16 protein-coding genes and 2 tRNA genes are annotated in these 22,415 nt (G+C 59.4%); 8 read left to right on the top strand and 10 right to left on the bottom strand.

The window, feature by feature from the left end:
• Positions 1 to 180: 180 nt before the first annotated feature.
• The 8 genes from Q1W15_RS13730 to rnr form a co-directional block, all read right to left on the bottom strand.
• A complete protein-coding gene (locus Q1W15_RS13730; RefSeq protein WP_300729426.1) occupies positions 181 to 2,487 on the bottom strand; it encodes a YgiQ family radical SAM protein in 2,307 nt (768 codons plus the stop codon).
• 141 nt (positions 2,488 to 2,628) lie between these two features.
• Positions 2,629 to 4,023: a replicative DNA helicase gene (gene dnaB, locus Q1W15_RS13735; RefSeq protein ID WP_300729428.1), complete on the bottom strand. Its 1,395-nt coding sequence runs from the start codon at positions 4,021 to 4,023 to the stop codon at positions 2,629 to 2,631.
• Between the two features lie 131 nt (positions 4,024 to 4,154).
• On the bottom strand, positions 4,155 to 4,601 hold the full coding sequence (gene rplI, locus Q1W15_RS13740; protein WP_300729430.1) for a 50S ribosomal protein L9: 447 nt from the start codon (positions 4,599 to 4,601) through the stop codon (positions 4,155 to 4,157).
• 19 nt (positions 4,602 to 4,620) lie between these two features.
• Complete coding sequence (locus tag Q1W15_RS13745) at positions 4,621 to 5,517, bottom strand: hypothetical protein (protein WP_300729433.1); 897 nt, start codon at positions 5,515 to 5,517, stop codon at positions 4,621 to 4,623.
• A gap of 36 nt (positions 5,518 to 5,553) precedes the next feature.
• Entirely contained in the window at positions 5,554 to 5,784 is a 231-nt protein-coding gene (rpsR, locus tag Q1W15_RS13750) for a 30S ribosomal protein S18 (RefSeq protein WP_003171373.1), read from the bottom strand.
• Between the two features lie 28 nt (positions 5,785 to 5,812).
• The gene (gene rpsF, locus Q1W15_RS13755) at positions 5,813 to 6,238 is read right to left on the bottom strand and encodes a 30S ribosomal protein S6 (RefSeq protein WP_003439045.1); all 426 of its coding nucleotides are present in this window, start codon (positions 6,236 to 6,238) and stop codon (positions 5,813 to 5,815) included.
• Positions 6,239 to 6,447: 209 nt separating this feature from the next.
• Positions 6,448 to 7,215: a 23S rRNA (guanosine(2251)-2'-O)-methyltransferase RlmB gene (gene rlmB / locus Q1W15_RS13760; protein ID WP_300729445.1), complete on the bottom strand. Its 768-nt coding sequence runs from the start codon at positions 7,213 to 7,215 to the stop codon at positions 6,448 to 6,450.
• Complete coding sequence (rnr, locus tag Q1W15_RS13765; RefSeq protein WP_300729446.1) at positions 7,212 to 9,854, bottom strand: ribonuclease R; 2,643 nt, start codon at positions 9,852 to 9,854, stop codon at positions 7,212 to 7,214. Before rnr ends, rlmB begins: the two co-directional genes overlap by 4 nt.
• Before the next feature lie 224 nt (positions 9,855 to 10,078).
• Here rnr and Q1W15_RS13770 point away from each other — a divergent pair.
• From Q1W15_RS13770 to Q1W15_RS13805, 8 genes are all read left to right on the top strand, one after another.
• Positions 10,079 to 10,165, top strand: a tRNA-Leu gene (locus Q1W15_RS13770).
• A gap of 165 nt (positions 10,166 to 10,330) precedes the next feature.
• Positions 10,331 to 10,417, top strand: a tRNA-Leu gene (locus tag Q1W15_RS13775).
• Between the two features lie 188 nt (positions 10,418 to 10,605).
• Complete coding sequence (locus Q1W15_RS13780) at positions 10,606 to 11,112, top strand: sigma-70 family RNA polymerase sigma factor (RefSeq protein ID WP_300729449.1); 507 nt, start codon at positions 10,606 to 10,608, stop codon at positions 11,110 to 11,112.
• Positions 11,105 to 12,079 (top strand): FecR domain-containing protein, encoded by a 975-nt coding sequence (locus Q1W15_RS13785; protein WP_300729452.1) that lies wholly within the window; start codon positions 11,105 to 11,107, stop codon positions 12,077 to 12,079. The genes Q1W15_RS13780 and Q1W15_RS13785 overlap by 8 nt, the downstream gene beginning before the upstream one ends.
• A 162-nt stretch (positions 12,080 to 12,241) precedes the next feature.
• Positions 12,242 to 15,019, top strand: a complete 2,778-nt coding sequence (locus Q1W15_RS13790; protein ID WP_300729454.1) for a TonB-dependent receptor — start codon at positions 12,242 to 12,244, stop codon at positions 15,017 to 15,019.
• Complete coding sequence (locus tag Q1W15_RS13795; protein WP_300729457.1) at positions 15,016 to 16,128, top strand: cytochrome c peroxidase; 1,113 nt, start codon at positions 15,016 to 15,018, stop codon at positions 16,126 to 16,128. The genes Q1W15_RS13790 and Q1W15_RS13795 overlap by 4 nt, the downstream gene beginning before the upstream one ends.
• Before the next feature lie 121 nt (positions 16,129 to 16,249).
• Complete coding sequence (locus tag Q1W15_RS13800; protein ID WP_300729460.1) at positions 16,250 to 17,272, top strand: iron ABC transporter substrate-binding protein; 1,023 nt, start codon at positions 16,250 to 16,252, stop codon at positions 17,270 to 17,272.
• On the top strand, positions 17,272 to 18,825 hold the full coding sequence (locus Q1W15_RS13805) for an iron ABC transporter permease (protein ID WP_300729463.1): 1,554 nt from the start codon (positions 17,272 to 17,274) through the stop codon (positions 18,823 to 18,825). Before Q1W15_RS13800 ends, Q1W15_RS13805 begins: the two co-directional genes overlap by 1 nt.
• 153 nt (positions 18,826 to 18,978) lie before the next feature.
• On the opposite strand, the gene Q1W15_RS13810 is transcribed toward Q1W15_RS13805, so the two are convergent.
• Positions 18,979 to 20,913 carry a methyl-accepting chemotaxis protein gene (locus tag Q1W15_RS13810; RefSeq protein WP_300729466.1) on the bottom strand — a complete coding sequence of 645 codons (1,935 nt, stop codon included), beginning with the start codon at positions 20,911 to 20,913 and terminating at the stop codon, positions 18,979 to 18,981.
• Between the two features lie 141 nt (positions 20,914 to 21,054).
• Positions 21,055 to 22,344 carry an adenylosuccinate synthase gene (locus tag Q1W15_RS13815; protein ID WP_300729469.1) on the bottom strand — a complete coding sequence of 430 codons (1,290 nt, stop codon included), beginning with the start codon at positions 22,342 to 22,344 and terminating at the stop codon, positions 21,055 to 21,057.
• Between the last annotated feature and the right edge of the window lie 71 nt (positions 22,345 to 22,415).

The raw sequence follows: 22,415 nt of genomic DNA on the forward strand, positions 1-22,415 counted from the left end.
TCCTTGGCCGTGTCGCGGCTAACCCGGCGTCCTGCCGGGTTACCCACTGCGCAAAACCTGCGTTCGGCCAGCGTGGTTTAAGGGGGCCCTTTAGATCAAAAGCCAGATCAAAAGATCACGAGCAAGCTCGTTCCTACAAACGCTCCTACAATTGGGGCTAACCCCAACATTCAGTGGGGCTTAACGCGGCACTACCGGCTTGCGGGTCGGTTTTTTGCCTTTTCCACCCTTCGCCGCTTCGTGCCGTTCTTTGGCCGCCTGTTTGTTGCGGGCAAAGGCAGCGGCCTTGGCCTGTTCGCGTTTGTCCCACGGGTTACCGCCGTCACTGGCACGCGGTGGCAAACCGGTGTGCTGGGTGAGGATTTTGGTGGTCTTCTCTCCGGCCACTTTGTGGCTGCCCGCCGGTGTCGAGTTTTTGCGGCGGGCACTCTGGTAGCTGTCGGTCGCCGGCTGATGCAACGGGATCAGTTGGTCCTTGCCCGAACCGATGAGGTCGGCACGGCCCATACGCGTCAGGGCCTCACGCAGCATCGGCCACCCCTTCGGGTCGTGATAGCGCAAGAACGCCTTGTGCAAACGGCGCTGCTCTTCACTCTTGACGATGGTCACGCCGTCACTCTTGTACGTGACCTTGCGCAGCGGGTTCTTGCCCGAGTGGTACATCGCGGTCGCGGTGGCCATCGGCGAGGGGTAGAACGCTTGCACCTGGTCCGCACGGAAACCGTTGCCCTTGAGCCACAGGGCCAGGTTCATCATGTCTTCGTCTTTGGTGCCCGGGTGCGCGGCAATAAAGTACGGAATCAGGTACTGCTCTTTGCCCGCTTCCTTGGTGTACTTCTCGAACATGCGCTTGAACTTGTCATAGCTGCCAATGCCCGGCTTCATCATTTGGTTGAGCGGGCCTTCCTCGGTGTGCTCCGGCGCGATCTTCAGGTAACCCCCCACGTGGTGGGTCACCAGTTCCTTGACGTATTCCGGCGACTCAACCGCAAGGTCGTAACGCAGACCGGACGCAATCAGGATCTTCTTCACACCCGGCAACGCACGGGCACTGCGGTACAACTGAATCAGCGACGAATGGTCGGTGTTCAGGTTCGGGCAAATGCCCGGGAACACGCAGGACGGCTTGCGGCACGCAGACTCGATTTCCGGCGTTTTGCAGGCAATGCGGTACATGTTCGCGGTCGGGCCGCCGAGGTCGGAGATAACACCGGTAAAGCCTGGCACCTTGTCGCGGATCTCTTCGATCTCGCGAATGATCGATTCTTCGGAACGGTTCTGGATGATGCGGCCCTCGTGCTCGGTGATCGAGCAGAAGGTGCAGCCACCGAAGCAGCCACGCATGATGTTCACCGAGAAACGGATCATGTCGTAGGCGGGGATTTTTTCCTTCCCGTACGCCGGGTGCGGAACACGGGCGTAAGGCATGCCGAACACGTAGTCCATTTCTTCGGTGGTCATCGGAATGGGCGGCGGGTTGAACCACACATCCACTTCACCGTGCTTCTGCACCAAGGCGCGGGCGTTACCCGGGTTGGTTTCGAGGTGAAGCACGCGGTTGGCGTGCGCGTAAAGCACGGCATCGGCACGGACTTTTTCGACAGACGGCAGGCGAATCACCGTTTTGTCGCGGGTCATGCGTGGGCTGGCCAGGATCTGAACAACCTTGGCTTCATCGGCATCTTCAACCGGGCCCTTTTCCTGCTCGATCGCGCAGGCCTGGGTGTCCTGGGTGTTCACGTACGGGTTGATGATCTTGTCGATCTTGCCTGGACGATCGATACGGGTGGAGTCCACTTCGTACCAGTCTTTGGGCGTATCGCGACGAATGAACGCGGTGCCGCGCACATCGGTAATGTCTTCGATCTTGTGGCCATAGGACAGGCGCTGGGCAACTTCGACAATGGCGCGCTCGGCGTTGCCATACAGCAGGATGTCGGCACAGGCGTCGATCAGGATCGAGTTACGCACACGGTCCTGCCAGTAGTCGTAGTGGGCGATACGGCGCAGCGAGGCTTCAATACCACCGAGTACGATCGGTACGTTTTTGTAAGCCTCTTTACACCGCTGGCTGTACACCAGGCTGGCGCGATCCGGACGTTTGCCAGCCATGCCACCGGGGGTGTAGGCATCATCGGAGCGAATCTTTTTATCCGCTGTGTAGCGGTTGATCATCGAGTCCATGTTGCCGGCAGCGACGCCGAAAAACAGGTTCGGCTCGCCCAGCTTCATGAAGTCGTCTTTGGACTGCCAGTTAGGCTGAGCAATGATGCCCACGCGAAAGCCCTGGGACTCCAGCAAGCGGCCGATGATGGCCATGCCGAACGACGGGTGGTCGACATACGCATCACCGGTGACGATGATGATGTCGCATGAATCCCAGCCAAGCTGATCCATCTCCTCCCTGCACATAGGCAGGAATGGCGCTGGCCCGAAACATTCGGCCCAGTACTTGGGATAGTCAAATAAAGGCTTGGCTGCTTGCATGTCGATGACCGGTATTAAGTGCAAAAAAAGAAGGCGCGCTATTTACGGATGAAATTCGCGGGCGCGGAATATAGCACAAAAAATAACCAATTCCGACGGTAGCGGTCGGAATTGGTGTCATGGGCGTTACCCGAGCGGGCGTTACTCGTCGTCGAAGTTGTAACTGCCCGGTGCCAGGTTTTCAAAACGCGTGTATTTACCGATAAACGCGAGGCGCGCTGTACCGATAGGGCCGTTACGCTGCTTGCCGATAATGATTTCGGCCACACCCTTGTGTTCGGTCTCGGGGTGGTACACCTCATCCCGGTACACGAACATGATGACGTCGGCGTCTTGCTCGATGGCCCCGGACTCACGCAAGTCGGAGTTGATCGGACGCTTGTTGGGGCGCTGCTCAAGGGAGCGGTTGAGCTGCGACAGGGCAACCACAGGGCAGTTGAATTCCTTGGCCAGCGCTTTCAGGGAGCGGGAGATTTCGGAAATTTCATTGGTCCGGTTATCGCCGCCCGACCCCGGGATCTGCATCAATTGCAGGTAGTCGATCATGATCAGGCCAATGTCACCGTGCTCACGCACCAGGCGTCGGGTGCGCGCGCGCATCTCGGAAGGGCTGATGCCGGCCGTGTCATCGATAAACAGCTTACGGTCGTTGAGCAGGTTGACGGCGGAGGTCAGGCGCGGCCAGTCGTCGTCTTCCAGGCGACCGGCCCGCACCTTGGTCTGGTCGATACGCCCCAGGGACGACAGCATCCGCATGATCAGCGATTCGCCTGGCATCTCGAGGGAGTACACCAGTACCGCCTTTTCGCTGCGCAGCACAGCGTTTTCCACCAGATTCATCGCGAAGGTGGTTTTACCCATCGATGGACGGCCCGCGACGATGATCAAGTCAGACGGCTGCAGGCCGCTGGTCATGTTGTCGAGGTCGGTGTAGCCGGTGGATAGGCCCGTGATGGCGTTGTCGGTGTTGAACAGCGTGTCGATGCGATCAATCGCCTTGGTCAGCAGGTCGTTGACGCTGACCGGGCCGCCGGTTTTAGGCCGGGCCTCGGCAATCGCAAAGATCTGGCGCTCGGCTTCGTCGAGGATCTCTTCGGCGCTGCGGCCTTCCGGGTTGAATGCACTGTCAGCAATTTCGGTGCTGATGCCGATCAGTTGCCGCAAGGTCGCGCGTTGACGAACGATCTGCGCATAGGCCTTGATGTTCGCCACCGATGGCGTGTTTTTGGCCAGTTCGCCCAAGTAACCCAGGCCACCGACTTGAGAGGTCTGACCTTCTTTGTCCAATTGCTCGGCCAGGGTCACGACGTCAATCGGGGAGTTCTGGTCAGCCAACTTGGCAATGGCACGGAAGATCAGCCGGTGGTCATGTCGATAGAAATCACCGTCTGATACCTGATCCAGCACGCGTTCCCAGGCGTTGTTGTCCAGCATCAAACCGCCGAGTACTGCCTGTTCGGCCTCGATGGAATGCGGCGGCACCTTCAGGGCAGCGGTTTGGAGGTCATATTGCTCAGGAGCGGAGATATCGTTCATGGCCACTTGATTCTTTAGGAAAAGCAGGGGGAAAAACAGAGACTGCAGAAAGACAAAGGGCACGACCTGTAAACAGGATCGTGCCCGATGTTAACCGTCCGACACACAAGGTGCCAGTCAGTCAAGACTGCTTAAGCAGCTACCACGACAACGCGTACGGTGGCTTCAACTTCGGCGTGCAGGTGCACGGCCACGTCGAATTCACCCACGTTACGGATAGTGCCGTTCGGCAGACGAACTTCGCTTTTCGACACTTCAACGCCAGAAGCGGTCAGTGCGTCAGCGATGTCGTGCGTACCGATCGAACCGAACAGCTTGCCTTCGTCACCAGCGGTGGCAGTGATAGTCACTTCCAGCTCAGCCAGTTGGGCAGCACGTGTTTCAGCCGAGGCTTTCTTGTCTGCTGCTGCTTGTTCCAGCTCAGCACGACGCTCTTCAAATGCAGCCAGGTTGGCAGCAGTTGCAGCGGTGGCTTTGCCGTATGGCAGCAGGTAGTTACGACCGTAACCGGCCTTAACATTTACTTTGTCGCCCAGGTTGCCCAGGTTCGCGACTTTTTCCAGAAGGATCAGTTGCATGTGAAAATCCTCTTAACTTTTAACCTTCACCGTCCGCAGAACCTTTATTGGCGTCTTTCGCCGCCAGGCGTCCGCGAAAATCAATCAGGCTGTCGACAATGGCCAAAACCACGAGTAACGGACCAATCAAGTGCATAAAAGGCAACAGCGTGACGTACAACCCTACCAACCAGAAACCGGCCAGTTTTTTCTGTGCGACCAGCCCATGAACCAGGGATAGACCCGCAAAGAACAGCGGAACACTGCACAACGGCAACAGGATCAAGGCGTGCCACCCGATAAACGGGGCAACACACATGACGGCCAGCAGTGACAGCGCTACGCCTTTGGGGAGCCGGATAGCGCGAAACTCGCTTCCGAAACCACCGGGGTTGTACAACAACGCCTGCCAATAGCGCCCAAGAATCAGGCACAACACACTAAAGACCTGCACCGAAACCGCTGTCGAAATGATCAACAATGGAACTGTCATTGAAGCGAGTGCTGTTTTCTGACCTGCCGAGAGTTTCTCGTAAGGCTCACCCATCGCCATCGGCAAAACGCGTTCAAACGTCTGCGCCAGTGACTCGATGAAGGAACCGAAGACGGTTCCCAGACTCGCCGCACACAACAACCCCACGGCCATGCTGACCAGCAGCACGCGGTTCCAGGTATGGCCGGCGCGTAAAACCAGCGCCAGACTGCATGATCCGATCAGCACCAGAAGGGCTGTCGGGTCTTGCAGGAAGTGCCAGCTCACCAACACTGACAACAGCCCCAAACCCAGGACGCTCAAGGCGTCCGACCCGCGCCGCAGAAGCACAAGGCAACCCGCGGCGGCACTCAACCAAAACAACAACGGCAATGCTGCAAATCCGGCCACAACCAGCGTGGCCTGCACACGTCCGCGCATGATGAACTCAGCTAAGGCGCGCATGCATTCAATCCCTTACTGCGTATCGACTGCCCGGTCTCAGCGGCCGTGGCTGTCGGTGTAGGCCAGCAGGGCCAGGAAGCGGGCGCGCTTGATAGCGGTAGCCAGCTGACGCTGATAACGAGCTTTAGTACCGGTGATGCGGCTTGGAACAATTTTGCCGGTCTCGGATACGTAAGCTTTCAGAGTGTTGAGATCCTTGTAATCGATCTCTTTCACTTCTTCTGCGGTGAAGCGGCAGAATTTACGACGACGGAAGAAACGTGCCATGTAATTGGCTCCTCAAAAGGTCCGTGGATTACTCGTCAGCGTTATCGCTGGCGTCGCTGTTATCGCTGTCATCGCCATCGGCGCTGTCAGAATGCTCAGGACGGTCACGACGCTCACGGCGCTCACTGCGGTTCTCTTCAGCCTTGAGCATCTCGGACTGGCCAGTTACGGCTTCGTCGCGACGGATGACCAGGTTACGGATCACAGCATCGTTGTAACGGAAGTTGTCTTCCAGCTCAGCCAGGGCTTTGCCAGTGCACTCAACGTTCAGCATCACGTAGTGAGCCTTGTGAACATTGTTGATTGCGTAGGCCAGTTGACGACGGCCCCAATCTTCCAGACGGTGGATTTTGCCGCCGTCTTCTTCGATCAGCTTGGTGTAACGCTCTACCATGCCGCCGACTTGTTCGCTTTGATCCGGGTGGACCAAAAAGATGATTTCGTAATGACGCATGAATGCTCCTTACGGGTTGTAGCCTGCCGCTAACTGAAAGCGGTCAGACAAGGAGTGAATGACACTGGTGTGTCTTGCCTAGAGAGGCACATATGCGCCCGCCATGATGGCAAGGGGCGCAATAGTAGTGAAGCAGAGGGAAAGCTGCAAGCGGCACGCTACAAGTGGTAGGTGAAACAGTTGCAAGCTAGCCGCTGGCAACGCCTCTTCTACTTCTTCTTCCGCGCAGCGGATGCTTTGACGCTGCGCTGACGCTGTGCCTCAAACAGGCACACGCCGGTTGCGACCGAGACGTTCAGGCTGCTGACGCTGCCAGACATCGGCAAGTTCACCAGGTAATCGCAATGCTCACGGGTCAGACGGCGCATACCTTTGCCTTCTGCTCCCATGATCAGGATGGTAGGGCCGGTCAGGTCCTGGTCATAGAGGCTGACCTCGGCCTCGCCCGCCGTACCCACGACCCACAGGCCGCGCTGCTGGAGCTTCTCAAGCGTGCGCGCCAGGTTGGTCACCGCCACCAACGGAATCACTTCCGCAGCGCCGCACGCGACTTTTCGCACCGTCGGGGTCAAGGTTGCAGACTTGTCTTTAGGCACGATAACGGCCAAAGCACCCGCCGCATCCGCAGAACGCAGGCAAGCACCCAGGTTATGCGGGTCGGTCACGCCGTCCAGTACCAGCAGCAACGGCGCGCCTTCGGTGCGGTCGAGCAACTCGTCGAGCATGGCCTCGCCCCACACCTGGCTTGGGCTGACATCCGCAACAACGCCCTGGTGCACGCCTTCGACCCACACGTCCATTTCACGGCGCTCGGCACTGCCGACCGGCACACGGCTCTCGTCGGCCAGCGTGATCAAGGTCTGAACACGCGGGTCGCTACGACCTTCAGCCAACCACACTTGCTTGACGCGCTTTGGGTGATGACGAAGCAACGCTTCTACGGCGTGAATGCCGTAGATTTTTTCCAACTGACTCATGACTTGGCCTTAGGTTTACGCGACCCGCTGCTTTTAGCAGCCGGTGCTGCGCCCGCTTTTGGCGGGCCTTTACGATGTTTGCTTGGCTTGGAAGGCTTGCCCGCGTCTTTAGCGGGTGCTGCCCTCCCCGGCTTTCCCGGCGCCGATGTCCGACCGCCGCTTTTCGCATCGGCCAGCAGCGCCTGCTTCAATTCACGGCTTTTGCGCACTTCGGCATTTTTTGCTGCGGCGTCGCCGGGGCGATAGGTGCCATCTGACGCTTTTTCAGCCTTGGCTGGCGCGCTACGACGACTGGCTTTCGCCGCTGGCTCGGCGGGCTTTTCAGTGGCCTTGGTCGCGGCCGGCGCATCAGCACCCCGTTTTTTACGACCGATCGGTGCACTGAGGGTTTTCTCAGCCATTTCGAAGTCGATCTTGCGCTCATCAAGGTCAACGCGCATCACACGCACTTCCACGGTGTCACCCAAGCGGAAGCTACGACCGGTGCGCTCGCCCGCCAGGCGATGGTGCACAGGGTCGAAGTGGTAGTAGTCACCCGGCAAGGCGGTCACGTGCACCAAGCCTTCGACATAGATGTCAGTCAGCTCGACAAACAGACCAAAACCGGTCACGGCTGTCACCACACCCGGGAAAGATTCGCCCACGCGATCTTTCATGAACTCGCACTTGAGCCAGTTGGTCACGTCACGCGTGGCCTCATCGGCACGGCGCTCGCTCATCGAACACTGCTCGCCGAGCTGCTCCAAAGCGGCTTCGTCGTACGGGTAGATGCGCGCCTTGGGAATGCTCATGGCACCCGCACGACGAACATGCGGGGTGTCCATTTTGGAATGGATCACGCTGCGAATTGCGCGGTGCGTGAGCAAGTCCGGGTAGCGACGAATCGGAGACGTGAAGTGGGTATAGGCTTCATAGTTCAGGCCGAAGTGACCCTGGTTATCAGCGCTGTACACCGCCTGGCTCAACGAACGCAGCATCACGGTCTGGATCAGGTGGAAATCCGGACGGTCCTTGATACTGGCCAACAAGGCTTGGTAGTCCTTCGGCGAAGGGCCGTCCTTGCCTTTGTGCAAGGTCAAACCCAGCTCGCCCAGGAAGGCGCGGAGTTTTTCCAGACGCTCAGGCGGCGGGCCATCATGCACACGGAACAGCGCAGGAATTTCGTGCTTCTTGAGGAACTCTGCGGTGGCCACGTTGGCCGCCAGCATGCACTCTTCAATCAACTTGTGAGCGTCGTTACGAGTGGTCGGGCGAATTTCGGCGATTTTGCGCTCAGACCCGAAAATGATGCGGGTTTCCTGCGTTTCAAAGTCGATCGCACCCCGCGTGTGGCGGGCCGCCAGCAACACCTTGTACAGCGAGTACAGCTGCTTGAGGTGTGGCACCACGTCAGCATATTCGCTGCGCAGTTGCTTGGCTTCGCCGGTTTTGGCGTGCTCAAGCATGGTGCTGACCTTGTTATAGGTCAGGCGCGCCTGGGAGTGAATCACCGCCTCATAGAACTGGTAGTCGGTCATCTCGCCGGTTTTGGAGATGGTCATCTCGCAGACCATAGCCAGGCGATCGACATGCGGGTTCAGGGAACACAGGCCGTTGGACAACTCCTCGGGCAGCATCGGAATCACGCGCTCCGGGAAGTACACCGAGTTGCCGCGCACTTGCGCTTCAGCATCCAGTGCGGAGCCGAGCTTCACATAACTGGAAACGTCGGCAATGGCCACATACAGCTTCCAGCCACCCGAGAACAGGCGCAGCTTGCCCGGCTTGGCTTCGCAGAACACCGCATCATCGAAGTCACGCGCGTCTTCGCCATCGATGGTGACAAACGGCAGATGACGCAAATCGATGCGTTTCTCTTTGTCTTTTTCTTCCACTTCCGGCTTGAGACGGCGAGCTTCTTTCACCACGGCTTCAGGCCAGACGTGCGGGATATCGTAAGTGCGCAGGGCGATATCAATCTCCATGCCCGGCGCCATGTAATTACCCACGACCTCGAGCACATCACCTTGCGGCTGGAAGCGAGGCGTCGGCCAGTGAGTGATCTTCACCTCGACGAACTGGCCCACTTTGGCCCCGGCATTGCGGCCCGGCGTAACCAGCACTTCCTGCTGGATTTTCGGGTTGTCGGCAACAACAAAACCAATGCCACCCTCTTCAAAGTAGCGGCCAACGATGGTTTCGTGAGCACGCGAGACAACTTCGACAATCACACCTTCACGGCGGCCACGGCGATCCAGCCCGGAAACACGCGCCAACGCACGGTCGCCGTCGAACACCAGGCGCATTTGTGCCGGGCTCATGAACAGGTCATCACTGCCATCATCCGGGATCAGAAAACCGAAACCATCACGGTGACCACTGATGCGGCCGAGAATCAGGTCAAGCTTGTCCACCGGCGCGTAAGTGCCGCGGCGGGTGTAAATCAGTTGAGCATCACGCTCCATCGCACGCAAGCGACGGCGCAGGGCCTCTATCTGGTCTTCAGTCGTCAGACCGAATTCTTCCACCAACTGTTCACGAGCAGCAGGCGAGCCACGCTCGGCCAGATGCTGAAGGATCAGTTCGCGGCTAGGGATAGGGTTTTCGTATTTTTCCGCTTCACGTGCGGCCTCGGGATCGAGGGTCTGCCAATCGGCCATTAGATAGTTTTCACCTTGTCTATATACGGGTTAGTTTGGCATACACGTATTGAAACGGGAAATTTCGGGCTCACTCAACACCGTATTAGCCCTTTCTGACCCGCTTTGTTGCGGCCTGCCAACCGTTCGAGAAATATTTCCAGTATTTTTATCAACAACGCTTTACAGGGCAATGGCTCGTCCGTATAGTGCGCGCCATCGACAACGGCAACGTTGAAGATGCTGCCCAGATGGTGAAATTGGTAGACACGCCAGCTTCAGGTGCTGGTGACCGCAAGGTCGTGGAAGTTCGAGTCTTCTTCTGGGCACCAATTCAGAGTTGTAGATTAGTACAATCTGCAGACTCACACAAAAACCCGCGAAAGCGGGTTTTTGCATTCTAAGCCTCTGATTTAATAAAGTTAAAACAGGGGTTTACAGATTTAAAAGCGCTCCGTATAGTGCGCCACATCAACCGCGGCAACGCTGCTGATACTGCCCAGATGGTGAAATTGGTAGACACGCCAGCTTCAGGTGCTGGTGACCGCAAGGTCGTGGAAGTTCGAGTCTTCTTCTGGGCACCAATTCAGATTGACAGTTCAACACTGTTGATCAACTCAAAAAGCCCGCGAAAGCGGGCTTTTTAGTTTCCGCCCCCCGCCCTTCCCCCCGCAAGGCCGTCCATCTGAGCCTTGATGCCGCATTTGATAATCTGTCTCAATCGCACTAATATCCGGTTTACCAAATCGCATTCGCGTTTTCCTGGATTCCTGTGTCCGACACCAACGAAAGGCTACAGCTCTACCTCACGCATCGACATGCCTTGGTGGACTATGCAGCCCCTATCGTCGGCTGCCGCGCCAAAGCTGAAGATGTGGTACAGGATGCCTGGCTGCGCTTCAGTCAAGGCGCAGACAACGCCAGCCCCTTGTTGCAACCGGTCGGCTACCTCTATCGAATCGTGCGCAACCTGTCATTTGACCTTAACCGCCGTGTCACCCTCGAGAACCGTCACACCTCCCGCGATGAGTTGCTGGATGAGCATGTCTCCCATACACCGTCCCCTGAACAGGAGGCGTTGCATCTGGACGAACTGCGCAAATTGCAACATGCTCTGTCCCGCCTGCCGGAACGCACTCGCCGGGCATTTACGCTGCATCGACTGCAAGGCTTGACGTTCCAGCACATCAGCACAGAGCTAGGAATATCCGTAAGCCTGGCCCATCAATTGGTCCGCGACGCCCTGACCTACTGCGCGGAACAAATGAGTGATGACTGACGCCCCCAACCCGATCTGGGAAACCGCGCTGGACTGGCTGCTGCTGGCCCAGGAAAACCCGCACGACCCGGAACTGGCCGAACGGCTCAATCATTGGCGCGCCAGTGCGCCCGAACACGACGCGGCTTACCGCAAGGCCTTGAAAGTCTGGAGCCTGAGCGGGGAAGCGCTCAGTCTGGCGGCCGCCCCGCCCCCCTTGATGGCTCAACTGCCTACGCCCCGGCACCCGGTATCACGCCTCAATCGCCACAAACGCTCGCTGATCAGTGCCGCCATGGCCGCCTGTGCACTGCTGGTGCTGCTCCCCGACTGGCAAGCCCTGCAGGCCGACTTTTCCAGCCCGATCGCCGAACACCGCAACGTGACACTGGCCGATGGCAGCCTTCTGCAACTCGACAGCAACAGCTTGGCCGACGTGCAATTCAACCCGCAACAACGAGAGGTCACCCTGCTGCGCGGGCAGGCTTTTTTCTCGGTGAAGCCTGACCCCGACCGGGCGTTCTACGTCAACGCAGGCCAGGTGCGCGTACGCGTCACCGGCACCGCATTTGCCGTCAGCATGGCGGGCGATGCGGTTGAAGTCAGCGTTGAAAGCGGTACGGTTGCCGTGCAAACCCCCAAGGCCCGCGCCCCCTCAAGCCATGTGCTGCACCGCGGCGACCACTTGCGCTACAGCCTCAATGATCAGGGCATTCGACAGTCACAGTTACCCGCCGAACAAATCGCCCCCTGGCGACGCTGGCAGTTGGTGGTCATCGACCAGTCCGTCGATGACATTCTCGTTCAGCTACGTCGCTACCAGCCCGGTCTGATTCTTCTTACAGACAAAGCCCTCGGCCAGCGCAAAATTACTGCCGCGCTCAACCTGCGCGAACCCAAACGCGCATTGCAGGCCGCTATCGCCCCGCTGGGCGGGCACCTGGAAGACGCCGTCCCCTACGCGCTGATCGTCTCGGCAAAACGCTGATTTGCACCGTGCTGGCACCCTGATTTCTCGGTCCACGGTGAGCTGTGTGAAAGTTATTTCATTTATTTCTGGAAATTAACAACGCTGGGGCGTCTTTACCTACGAACGTCACTGATAAGGATTCGCATTAGTGACAAGGCGTTTTATTTCGTAGGCCACCCCATGCACTTTCCGCGTTTGCGTTGCGTCAGTCTTGCTCACCACCGTTCGCTGTCTCTGGCCTTGCTACTGGCGTTGCCTTCATTGGCCCTTGCCGAGCCGACCTCGCCCCGGTCTGCGCTCGGCCAGCAACAGCTCAGTCACTTCCAGATCCCGGCACAACCCTTGACCCGCGCGCTGATTGTGTTTTCTCAGCAATCCGGGTGGCAGGTCAGTGCGGAAAGTGCCTTGCTGACCCCTCTGAGCAGTTCGCCAGTAGACGGCAACCTGACACCCGCGAAGGCGTTGACCCGCCTGCTCAAAGGCAGCGGCCTGCAATGGGAAATCACCTCAGAGGACAGCGTTTCGATATTGCCGCCAGCCGAAAGCGACGTGCTGATGATCAAAAGTACGCCGATCACTGCCATGGACTCCACGTTTCAGGGCGAGCAAGTGATCAGCCGGCAGATGATCGAGCGCTTGCCTTCAGGTAACGGCGATATCACTAGCCTGCTGCGAACCAACCCCAACGTGCAGTTTGAAAACAGCCAACTGAGCAGCAAAACACCGGGGGAGATTGCTCCCGCCGACATCAGCATCAACGGCGCGCGCCCTTGGCAAAACCTGTTTATTGTCGACGGCATGGGCATGAACAACGACCTGGACCCCGGCAACTCAAACGACAACTTCAATGAGATCCCCGGCCGCAGCCAAGGCCTGGCGCTGGACACGGACCTGCTCAGCGACATCAAGGTGTATGACAGCAACGTGCCCGCGTCCTACGGTGGCTTCAATGGTGGCGTGGTGGACGCCAATACCCGCGACCCCAGCACCGAGCTGCACGGCAAAATTTCCGTCCAAATGGCCCGCTCGGAGTGGACCCGCTACCACTTGGACGAAGATGACCCCAACCTCGAGAATTTCGAAGCCGGGTTCGGCAACAACAGCCAGCCCGACTTCAAGAAAACCATCACCCGCGCCACCCTGGAAGGGCATCTGACCGAGAACTTCGGCCTGCTGGGCAGTTTCTCGCGCAAGGACTCCACCATGCCCACACGGGTGTTTGCCGTGTCCAATCAGACCGACACCGCCAACATCACCGAGACGCAAAGCCGGCGCATCGACAACTACTTTCTCAAAGCGGTGTGGCAGATCAATGACGACTGGAAGCTCGACACCAGCCTTACCCACGCCCCTGAAACAGCCCGCACCTATGGCCCGGCCGCCATACTGTCCGGGCGCGACATGGAATCCGGCGGGGATAGCCTCAACGCCCGCCTGACCTGGAACGCACCGCTGGCCCGGGTCGAGCAGAACCTGAGCTGGAGCAAGCTGAACACCGCGCGCTACTCCGACAGCGACTACATGATCGTCTGGCGCTCCTCGGCCGAAAAAAACTGGAGTACCAGCCCAGCGGCCACCGAAGGCGGCTTTGGGCAGATCGAGGAAACGCAAAAAACCCTGGCCTACAAACTCAAGGCCGACTGGAACAGCGTTAACTGGCTAGGCATAGACCACGCCGTGCAAACGGGGCTTGAGCTGTCACAAAATGACGCCCGCTATGAGCGCGCCACCCCGCACCGCAGCTACGCCGTGGGCAAAACCCCATCCTGCCAGGGCAATGACCCGTTGTGCTCATCGGTCCCGACCAACGATGGCTGGGCGGCTCAGTACGCCAACAAAATGACCGTCACTCAGGGCAAGACCGAAGTCGACGCGCGGTCATGGGCGCTCTATGCCCAGGATGAAATGCGCTACAAGCGCCTGACCGTAAGGCCCGGCCTGCGCGTCGATGGCGACAACTACATGAATCAGATCACCGTGGCACCGCGTTTCGCCATCGAACTGGACGTGTTTGGCAACGGCCAGACCCGCATTACCGGCGGTGCCAACCGCTATTACGGGCGCAACTTGTATGCCTACCGCTTGCGCGACGGAGTCGCGGCCATGGGCACCGAATACACACGCGCTGATCAAACGGCTGATTGGGCTCTGAACAGACGCGTGCCCAACGACAGCAAGTTCAACCAATTGAACGTGCCCTATGACGACGAACTGACACTCGGCCTGAGCCATGTGCAATGGGACACCGAGTTCGCGGTCAAGTACGTCAACCGCAAAGGCCGCCAGCAAATCAGCCGGGCCTGGGGCTCACAGATCGGGGAGCCTTCGGCGGACACCGCCGACCTGGCCGCCAACTACTACACCTACTACAACGGTGGCAAAAGCGATGCCGACATCTACACGCTGACCATCACCCCGCTGCAAGCCTTCACGCTGGGCAGTACCCGCACCACCGGCCAGTTTGCGATGGACTGGAGCAAGGTCAATAACACCGGGCTGTCGAACTACACCGCCAGCATCGGGGCCACCTACGTCGACGACCCCGTGATCCAGTACGACGGCAAGTTCATGCGCTATTCCGACATGCCGGCCAGCAATTACAACCGCCCATGGACAGCCCGCCTGACCACCGTCACCGAGGTGGAACCGCTGCACCTGACGTGGAGCAACTTCTTGCGTTATCGCGACGGTTATCGCCGTATTGCCGCCACCGGCAAGAAAACTGAATTCGAAGGCAAGACGGCCTATATCTGGGCTGAAACACCCTTCGCCGGCGCACTCACCTGGGACACGCGCCTGGCCTGGGAAATGCCCACCGCCAAGGAGCAAGCGGTATTCGTCAACCTGGACGTGACCAACTTGCTGGACAAAAATATTGTCAGCACCTCTGAAAGCAGCGGCATCCAAACATTTGAAGTAGGCCGCCAATTCATGCTGGAAGTGGGGTACAAATTTTGAAGCGCCTGGCCCTGGCCCTTTGCGTCGCCTCAGGCATGGGCGGCCTGTCGCTCAGCGTCAGCGCAGGCCCCGCCTGCGATGAGAAAGCAGCCGACTACAGCGCCTGCATCGCGCGCTTGTATCGCCAACCTGTCGAGCGGTGGCCAGCCCCGCACATTGATGCCGATATCGACTGGCAAGAAATGGCCGCCCTGCCCGCCCATGCGCCTGCACCGGCCGACAACCCTTTCACACAGCCCAAGGCTGATCTGGGCAAGCAACTGTTCAACGACCCCAAACTGTCCAGCTCCGGGCAAATCGCATGCGCCTCATGCCATGAGGCCGACATGGCGTTTGCCGACGGCCGCCGTGTATCGTTCGGGCATGACCGCCAAAGCGGTCGACGCAACGCCCCCAGCCTGGTCATGAGCGGTTACAGCCAAGCGCTGTTCTGGGATGGCCGCACCGGTGGCCTTGAGCAACAGGCCCATCACCCCATCATCGACCCGGTGGAAATGGCCTTCAACATCCCGCAGTTGCTGCAACACCTCAACGCCTCCGCCGACTACCGCACGCGATTCTCCGAGGTCTTCGGGCCGGGGCCCATTACCCTGGAGCACGCCTCCCAGGCGCTGGCCACTTTTCAGCGTTCCCTGGTCACTGCCACCCGCAACACGCCCTTCGAACAACTGCTACGCGGCCGCCCGCAACGCATGAGCGATGAACAGCTCAATGGCCTGCACCTGTTTCGCACCAAGGCACGCTGCATGAACTGCCATTTCGGCCCGGCACTCAGCGACGATCAGTTTCATAACGTCGGCCTGAGCTACTACGGGCGCAAGTATGAGGATTTGGGCCGCTACGAGGTCACCCACAAGCCCGAAGATGTTGGCGCGTTCCGCACGCCGTCCTTGCGGCTGGTGATGAAAACCGGCCCGTGGATGCACAACGGTTTGTTTGTGAACATGGAAGGCACACTGGCGTTCTACAACATGGGCATGCCGCGCCCGCAACCGAGCGCACAACACATCAACGACCCGCTGTTCCCCAAGACCAGCGACCGCCTGAAAGTGTTGAATATGGACAAGGACGAGCTACGGGCCTTGCGCAGTTTTCTCGACACGCTTTAACCGACACCGCAGCACGGTTCGTCGCACATCCGCAATTCAACGCTGGGTCAAGTGCACTTGAGAAACAATATCGTTTATTATTGTTACAAGTTTTGTAGTGCCCCAGCGAGGAACCCAGCGAATGATGCTCCGAACTACCCGGCTTGCACTGTGCCTAGCGCGTGGCCTGTCTCTTTCTCTCATCAGTTTTGCACTGACCACACCCACCTACGCTGCCGACCCCGTGTCACTGACGCTGTACAACGGCCAGCACAAAGAAGTCGGCGATAACCTCGCGGCAGCTTTCGAAGCCAAAACCGGCATTCATGTCAACGTGCGCAAGGGCAGCAGCAACCAGCTGGCCAGCCAGATCGTTGAAGAGGGCGACCGTTCGCCTGCCGATGTGTTCTATGCCGAAGAGTCGCCGCCCCTCAACAGCCTGGGCGAGCAAGGCTTTCTGGCTCAAGTGGATGACAGCACGCTGCAGGTGCTGCCCAAACAATACGTGGCTGCCAATGGCACGTGGATTGGCGTGACCGCGCGCACCCGCGTCGTGGCATTCAACCCCAAGCTGATCAAAGAAGAAGACCTGCCCAAGTCGGTGTTGGACTTTGCCAACCCTGAATGGCAAGGCAAAGTCGGCTTCGTGCCTACCAGCGGTGCGTTCCAGGAACAAGCCGTAGCCATCATCAAGCTGCACGGCCGTGATGCGGCCGAAGAATGGCTGACCGGCCTGCGCGCCTTCGGTAAGACCTATACCAACAACATGGTGGCGCTCAAAGCCGTCGAAAATGGCGAAGTGGCCACCGTTCTGGTCAACAACTACTACTGGTTTGCCCTGAAGAAAGAGAAAGGCGAACTGGACTCCAAACTGCACTACTTCACCGACGGCGATGCGGGCGGTTTGATTACCGTGTCCAGTGCCGGGGTGGTCAAGGCCAGCAAGCACCCCAAAGAAGCCCAGCAATTGCTGGCCTACATGGCCAGCGAAGAAGGCCAGCGGGTGATCACCAACACCACGGCTGAATACCCGATGCGCAAAGGCATGGTCTCGGAGCGCGACCTCAAGCCGTTTGAAGAGCTGCAGGCACCTGACGTGACACCCGCCGACCTGGGTAACGCCGAAGAAGCGCTGGAAATCGAACGCGACGTTGGCCTGCTCTGATGCGTTCGGCCGCCCAACCCGCGCGCTTCACGGTGAAACGCAAACAGCCGTCTGTGTGGCTGTTGCTGCCTGTTCTACTGCTGGTCGGCCTGAGCCTGTTGCCGCTGCTGTATGTCGGCACCAAGGCCTGGCAAGCCGGGTGGGCGCAAGCGGCGCACCTGTTGTGGCGGCCCTATGTCTTTGGCCTGATGCGCAACACGCTGTTGCTGATGGTCGGCGTCACCGTGACCTGTGCGCTGGTCGGGTTGTCTTTGGCCTGGCTGCTGGAGCGCAGTAATTTGCCGGGGCGACGCCTGTGGGGCGTCATTCTGTGCCTGCCGTTCGCCGTGCCCGCGTTTGTCAGCAGCTTTACCTGGGTGTCGCTGAGCGCCAGCTTTGAAGGCTTGGGCGGAGCGATTCTGGTGATGAGCCTGTCCAAGTACCCGCTGATCTTCCTGCCCGTGGCCGCCACCCTGCGCAACCTCGACCCGGCCCTGGAAGAGTCGGCACGCACCCTGGGGCAGAACCGCTGGGGGGTGTTCTTCAGAATCACCCTGCCGCTGCTATGGCCCTCGCTGCTGGCCGGCTCACTGCTGATTGCCCTGCATATGCTGGTGGAATTTGGTGCGCTGTCGATCATCGGTTTGCAAACCTTCACCACGGCCATTTACCAACAGTTCGAACTGGAGTTCAGCAACGCCAACGCCGCGATGCTCTCCGCCGTACTGCTGGTGATGTGCCTCAGCCTGCTGTGGCTGGAACTCAAAGTCCGTGGCAAAGGCCGCCACATTCGTATCGGCCAGGGCGCAGCGCGACGTGCCGAGCAAGTGCGCCTGGGCAAATGGTCGCTGCTGGGGCAGTTGTACTGCCTGGCGCTGGCGATTATTGGCAGCGGCATTCCGTTGGGCATGCTGGTGTACTGGCTGGTCAAGGGCTCATCGGCGGCCTTCCCGATGGCAGCGATTGGCGAAGCGTTGTTGGCGTCGTTGTCACTGGCGCTGGGCGGCGCAGCCTTGTGCCTGGTGCTGGCCGTGCCCGTTGGCCTGCTGGTGGTGCGTTACAAAGGTCAACTGGCGATCTGGGCCGAGCGCCTGCCGTACTTGCTGCATGCCTTGCCGGGGCTGGTGATTGCACTGTCACTGGTGTACTTCGCTTTGCACTTCGTGCCGGCGCTGTACCAGACCTCGGCGTTATTACTGATTGCCTACGCCTTGTTGTTTCTGCCGCTGGCACAAGCGCCGATTCGCACCGCCCTCAACAAGGCCGCACCGCAACTTGAAGAGGCGGCGCGCACATTGGGGGCGTCCTCGTTCTCGGCGTTTTGCCGGGTCACACTGCCCATCATCTTCCCGGCACTCGGGGCCGCGTTTGCCCTGGTGTTTCTGGATGCCATGAAAGAACTGACCGCCACGTTACTGCTCAGCCCAACCGGGCTCAACACCTTGGCAACACAAGTCTGGGCGCACACCTCGAACATCGAATTTGCCGCCGCGGCCCCTTATGCGGCGCTGCTGATTCTGGTGTCAGGGTTGCCGGTGTACCTGCTCACCACCCGGATGTACCTGAGCCGCTGAGCCTTCTTATCGCAGCCATCGTAAACCTGGCGCCCGGATCAGACAGCCACTCCGCGCTGCCTGACTTTACGACGACTGCGTCGCCGGACGTAGCCTCGCAAGGCTCGGCAACGGCTACAGATTTGTAGCCGCTGCCGAAGGCTGCGAGGTCTGCTAGGCCCTGAACTGCCCTAAACTGGCTTTAAGCTGCGCCGCCAAACCATCCAGCACTTTGCCACTGGCCGTCGTTTGGTTCACCGCCTGGGCCGCTCGCTCGGCCTGCGCGTGAATCACCTCGACCCGCCCGCGCACTGCATGGGCACCTTTGGCCTGATGCTCGGCCGCTCGGGTCGCATCGCCAATCGCCGCGTGCACTTGCTCAACCGAAGCCTGCACGGTTTTTTGCAATTGCACGCTGCCACGCAACACCGCCAGCCCTTCATTCGCCTGCCGCCCCGCCAGCCCAATGGCCGCAACAGCTTCTTTCGCGCCTTGTTGCAGGGCCACGATGTGCGCCTGAATATCCCCCGTCGAACTCTGCGTCTTGCTGGCCAGAGCTCGCACTTCATCCGCCACCACGGCAAACCCGCGCCCCGTCTCGCCAGCCCGGGCTGCCTCAATCGCCGCGTTCAGGGCCAATAAGTTTGTCTGCTCGGCAATGCCGTGAATCACCGTCAATACCACTTCGATCTGCTCACTCTGCTCAGCCAGTCGCTCGATTACCTTGGCTCCCACACCGACCTGCCCGGCCAGCGCTTCGATCAAGCCACCCACTTGGGCCGAGGTGCGGGTGTTGTCATCGGTGGCCTCACGGATATCGAGCACCTGCTTGAGCGCTGCTTGCATCGCCTGACTTTCAGACTGGGCGTCATCGGCCATGGTCGACAGCGCTTCCAGGCTTCGCGCCACTTCATCGCGCTGCAATTGCGCAGCCGCATCCGCGCCGGCGTTGCGCAAGGTCATGGCACCGATCTCGATGCCGGTGCGCTGCGCGACATCACCCGCCTCGCGCACAATCGGCTGCAGTTTGTCGACAAAGCGGTTGACCGCCGCCGCCATATCGCCAATTTCATCTTTGCTGTTCAGGCCGACCCGCTTGGTCAAGTCACCTTCGCCCGCCGCCAGGTCGTTCAACGCGGCAATCAACAGCAGCAATTTGTTAACCACACGCCGGCCCAACACCACCGCTATCAGTAGCAACACGCCCAAGCCCACCACCGCCAGGCCCAGCCCGATGCGCCAGCGCAGCGTGTCCGCCGCCTCCTGAACGGCCTGCGCCGTATTGGCCTGCATCTTCGCTGCCGCCGCCTGAGCCGACTCCAAACGCGCACTCAACGCCGACGAGCTATCGCTCGCAGCGCCCTGCAAGCTGTCACCCACCAACTGGTCACTGCTGGCAATCAGCGTGGTAAAACGCTGATCCAGCGCGGCCAGGTCGCGTTCAACCGAAGCGGTGGAAACGCCCATCAGCACGCGGCCGATCTCGACCCCATTGGGGCTGATAGGGGCTTCGAGGTAATACACCGCAGCATCGTGCCGTGCCGCGTCCAGCACCTTGTCCAGCGCCCGCTCGCCCTTGCCCTTTTCCAGCAGCGCCTTGTTGATCGGGTTATCGCGGTTGAGGTAGCGCGTCAGGTGCTGGCCCGTCGCATCGTCATACACCACGAACAATACGTTAGGGTTGCGTTGCGCACGACGAGAGAACTCAGATAACGCCGGCACATCGTTGTCCCACATGGCCCGAGGGGCCACGGCCGCCAGCAATTGCGCCATGTCGTTGGCCGAATCCATCAAGCTCTTCTCAAGTGCGGCACGCACCTGAGCCTGTTCTTCCTTCAAACGCGGTGAAAGGCCTGCCGTCAAACGCTGACGGGTGCTGGCGGAAAGCCCTTCCAGGCTGCTCTTGACCTCACGCCCCGCCTGCTCCAGCTCGGCCGTCAACGTTTGGCTGTCAGCCCCCAAGCGCGCGTCCAGGTCCGCCTCCAGCGCCGTGACCGTGCTCCGCGTTAAGGCAACAGCCACTAATACCTGCACCAAAAGAGCGATACCAAGGGTAACGAATACAGGACGCAACAACCGACTTTGTAACAATGAGAGAACGGCAGACACAGAAAACCCCTCCACATCGGTGCCATTATATTGATGGCACCTTATTGGCGGTTTTCACAGCAAGGGTCGTGCCGCATGGCAGCCAGAAATCACAAAGGGCCCCGAAGGGCCCTTTGCTTTACACCGCAAGCTCGAAGCGTCTTAAGCGAACGGGTGACGCAGTACGATGGTTTCGTTGCGATCCGGTCCGGTCGAAACGATATCGATCGGTGCACCGATCAGCTCTTCAACGCGCTTGATGTAAGCACGCGCGTTGGCTGGCAGTTCTTCCAGGGTTTTGGCACCCACAGTCGACTCGGTCCAGCCCGGTACTTCTTCGTACACTGGCTGCAAACCTACGTAGCTGTCAGCGTCGGTCGGGGCAACATCATTACCTTCGGCGTCTTTGTAGCCCACGCAGATATTGATGGTTTCCAGGCCGTCGAGCACGTCCAGCTTGGTCAGGCAGATGCCCGAAATGCTGTTCACGTCGATCGCGCGGCGCAGGATAACGGCGTCGAACCAGCCACAACGACGGGCGCGGCCAGTGGTAGCGCCGAATTCGTGACCCTGCTTGGCCAAATGAGCGCCAACGTCGTCGAACAGCTCAGTCGGGAAAGGACCCGAACCCACGCGCGTGGTGTAAGCCTTGGTGATGCCCAGGATGTAGTCCAGGAACATCGGGCCAACGCCCGAACCGGTCGCAACGCCACCGGCGGTGGTGTTGGAGCTGGTCACGTACGGGTAGGTACCGTGGTCGATGTCCAGCAGCGACCCTTGAGCGCCTTCGAACATGATGTCTTTGCCAGCACGACGCAAGTCATGCAGCTCAGCCGTCACGTCCAGCATCAGCGGCTTCAGCAGCTCAGCGTATTCCTTGCACTCGGCCAGGGTTTTTTCGAAGTCGATGGCCGGCTCTTTGTAGTAACCCACCAGCATGAAGTTGTGGTAATCCACCAATTCACGCAGCTTGGCTTCAAAGCGCGGCATGTTCAGCAGGTCGCCGACGCGCAGGCCACGACGTGCCACCTTGTCTTCATAAGCCGGGCCGATACCACGACCGGTGGTACCGATTTTCAGCTCGCCACGAGCCTTCTCACGTGCCTGGTCCAGCGCAACGTGGAACGACAGGATCAGCGGGCAAGATGGGCTGATACGCAGGCGCTCGCGCACCGGTACGCCTTTCTCTTCCAGCTTGATGATTTCACGCAGCAGGGCGTCGGGAGCGACCACGACACCGTTGCCGATCAGGCATTGCACGCCTTCGCGCAACACGCCCGACGGAATCAGGTGCAATACGGTTTTTTCGCCGTCGATCACCAGTGTGTGACCCGCGTTGTGGCCACCCTGGTAACGCACTACAGCGGCAGCATGTTCGGTCAGCAGATCAACGATCTTGCCTTTGCCCTCATCACCCCATTGGGTGCCCAGGACTACGACATTCTTACCCATAACACTTGTCCTCATTCGCGCAAACTTGGTGCCGGCAGCCGCCGGCAGGAAAACTCAAGAAGCCAGCGGCA

The organism is Pseudomonas sp., from assembly GCF_030150285.1.
Lineage (GTDB): Bacteria > Pseudomonadota > Gammaproteobacteria > Pseudomonadales > Pseudomonadaceae > Aquipseudomonas.

What these genes read in the sequence shown, in the direction of transcription:
- Q1W15_RS13730 (WP_300729426.1), bottom strand. Translation starts at nt 2,487, where the DNA reads ATGCAAGCAGCCAAGCCTTTATTTGACTATCCCAAGTACTGGGCCGAA.
- dnaB (WP_300729428.1), bottom strand. Translation starts at nt 4,023, where the DNA reads ATGAACGATATCTCCGCTCCTGAGCAATATGACCTCCAAACCGCTGCC.
- rplI (WP_300729430.1), bottom strand. Translation starts at nt 4,601, where the DNA reads ATGCAACTGATCCTTCTGGAAAAAGTCGCGAACCTGGGCAACCTGGGC.
- Q1W15_RS13745 (WP_300729433.1), bottom strand. Translation starts at nt 5,517, where the DNA reads ATGCGCGCCTTAGCTGAGTTCATCATGCGCGGACGTGTGCAGGCCACG.
- rpsR (WP_003171373.1), bottom strand. Translation starts at nt 5,784, where the DNA reads ATGGCACGTTTCTTCCGTCGTCGTAAATTCTGCCGCTTCACCGCAGAA.
- rpsF (WP_003439045.1), bottom strand. Translation starts at nt 6,238, where the DNA reads ATGCGTCATTACGAAATCATCTTTTTGGTCCACCCGGATCAAAGCGAA.
- rlmB (WP_300729445.1), bottom strand. Translation starts at nt 7,215, where the DNA reads ATGAGTCAGTTGGAAAAAATCTACGGCATTCACGCCGTAGAAGCGTTG.
- rnr (WP_300729446.1), bottom strand. Translation starts at nt 9,854, where the DNA reads ATGGCCGATTGGCAGACCCTCGATCCCGAGGCCGCACGTGAAGCGGAA.
- Q1W15_RS13785 (WP_300729452.1), top strand. Translation starts at nt 11,105, where the DNA reads ATGACTGACGCCCCCAACCCGATCTGGGAAACCGCGCTGGACTGGCTG.
- Q1W15_RS13790 (WP_300729454.1), top strand. Translation starts at nt 12,242, where the DNA reads ATGCACTTTCCGCGTTTGCGTTGCGTCAGTCTTGCTCACCACCGTTCG.
- Q1W15_RS13800 (WP_300729460.1), top strand. Translation starts at nt 16,250, where the DNA reads ATGATGCTCCGAACTACCCGGCTTGCACTGTGCCTAGCGCGTGGCCTG.
- Q1W15_RS13805 (WP_300729463.1), top strand. Translation starts at nt 17,272, where the DNA reads ATGCGTTCGGCCGCCCAACCCGCGCGCTTCACGGTGAAACGCAAACAG.
- Q1W15_RS13815 (WP_300729469.1), bottom strand. Translation starts at nt 22,344, where the DNA reads ATGGGTAAGAATGTCGTAGTCCTGGGCACCCAATGGGGTGATGAGGGC.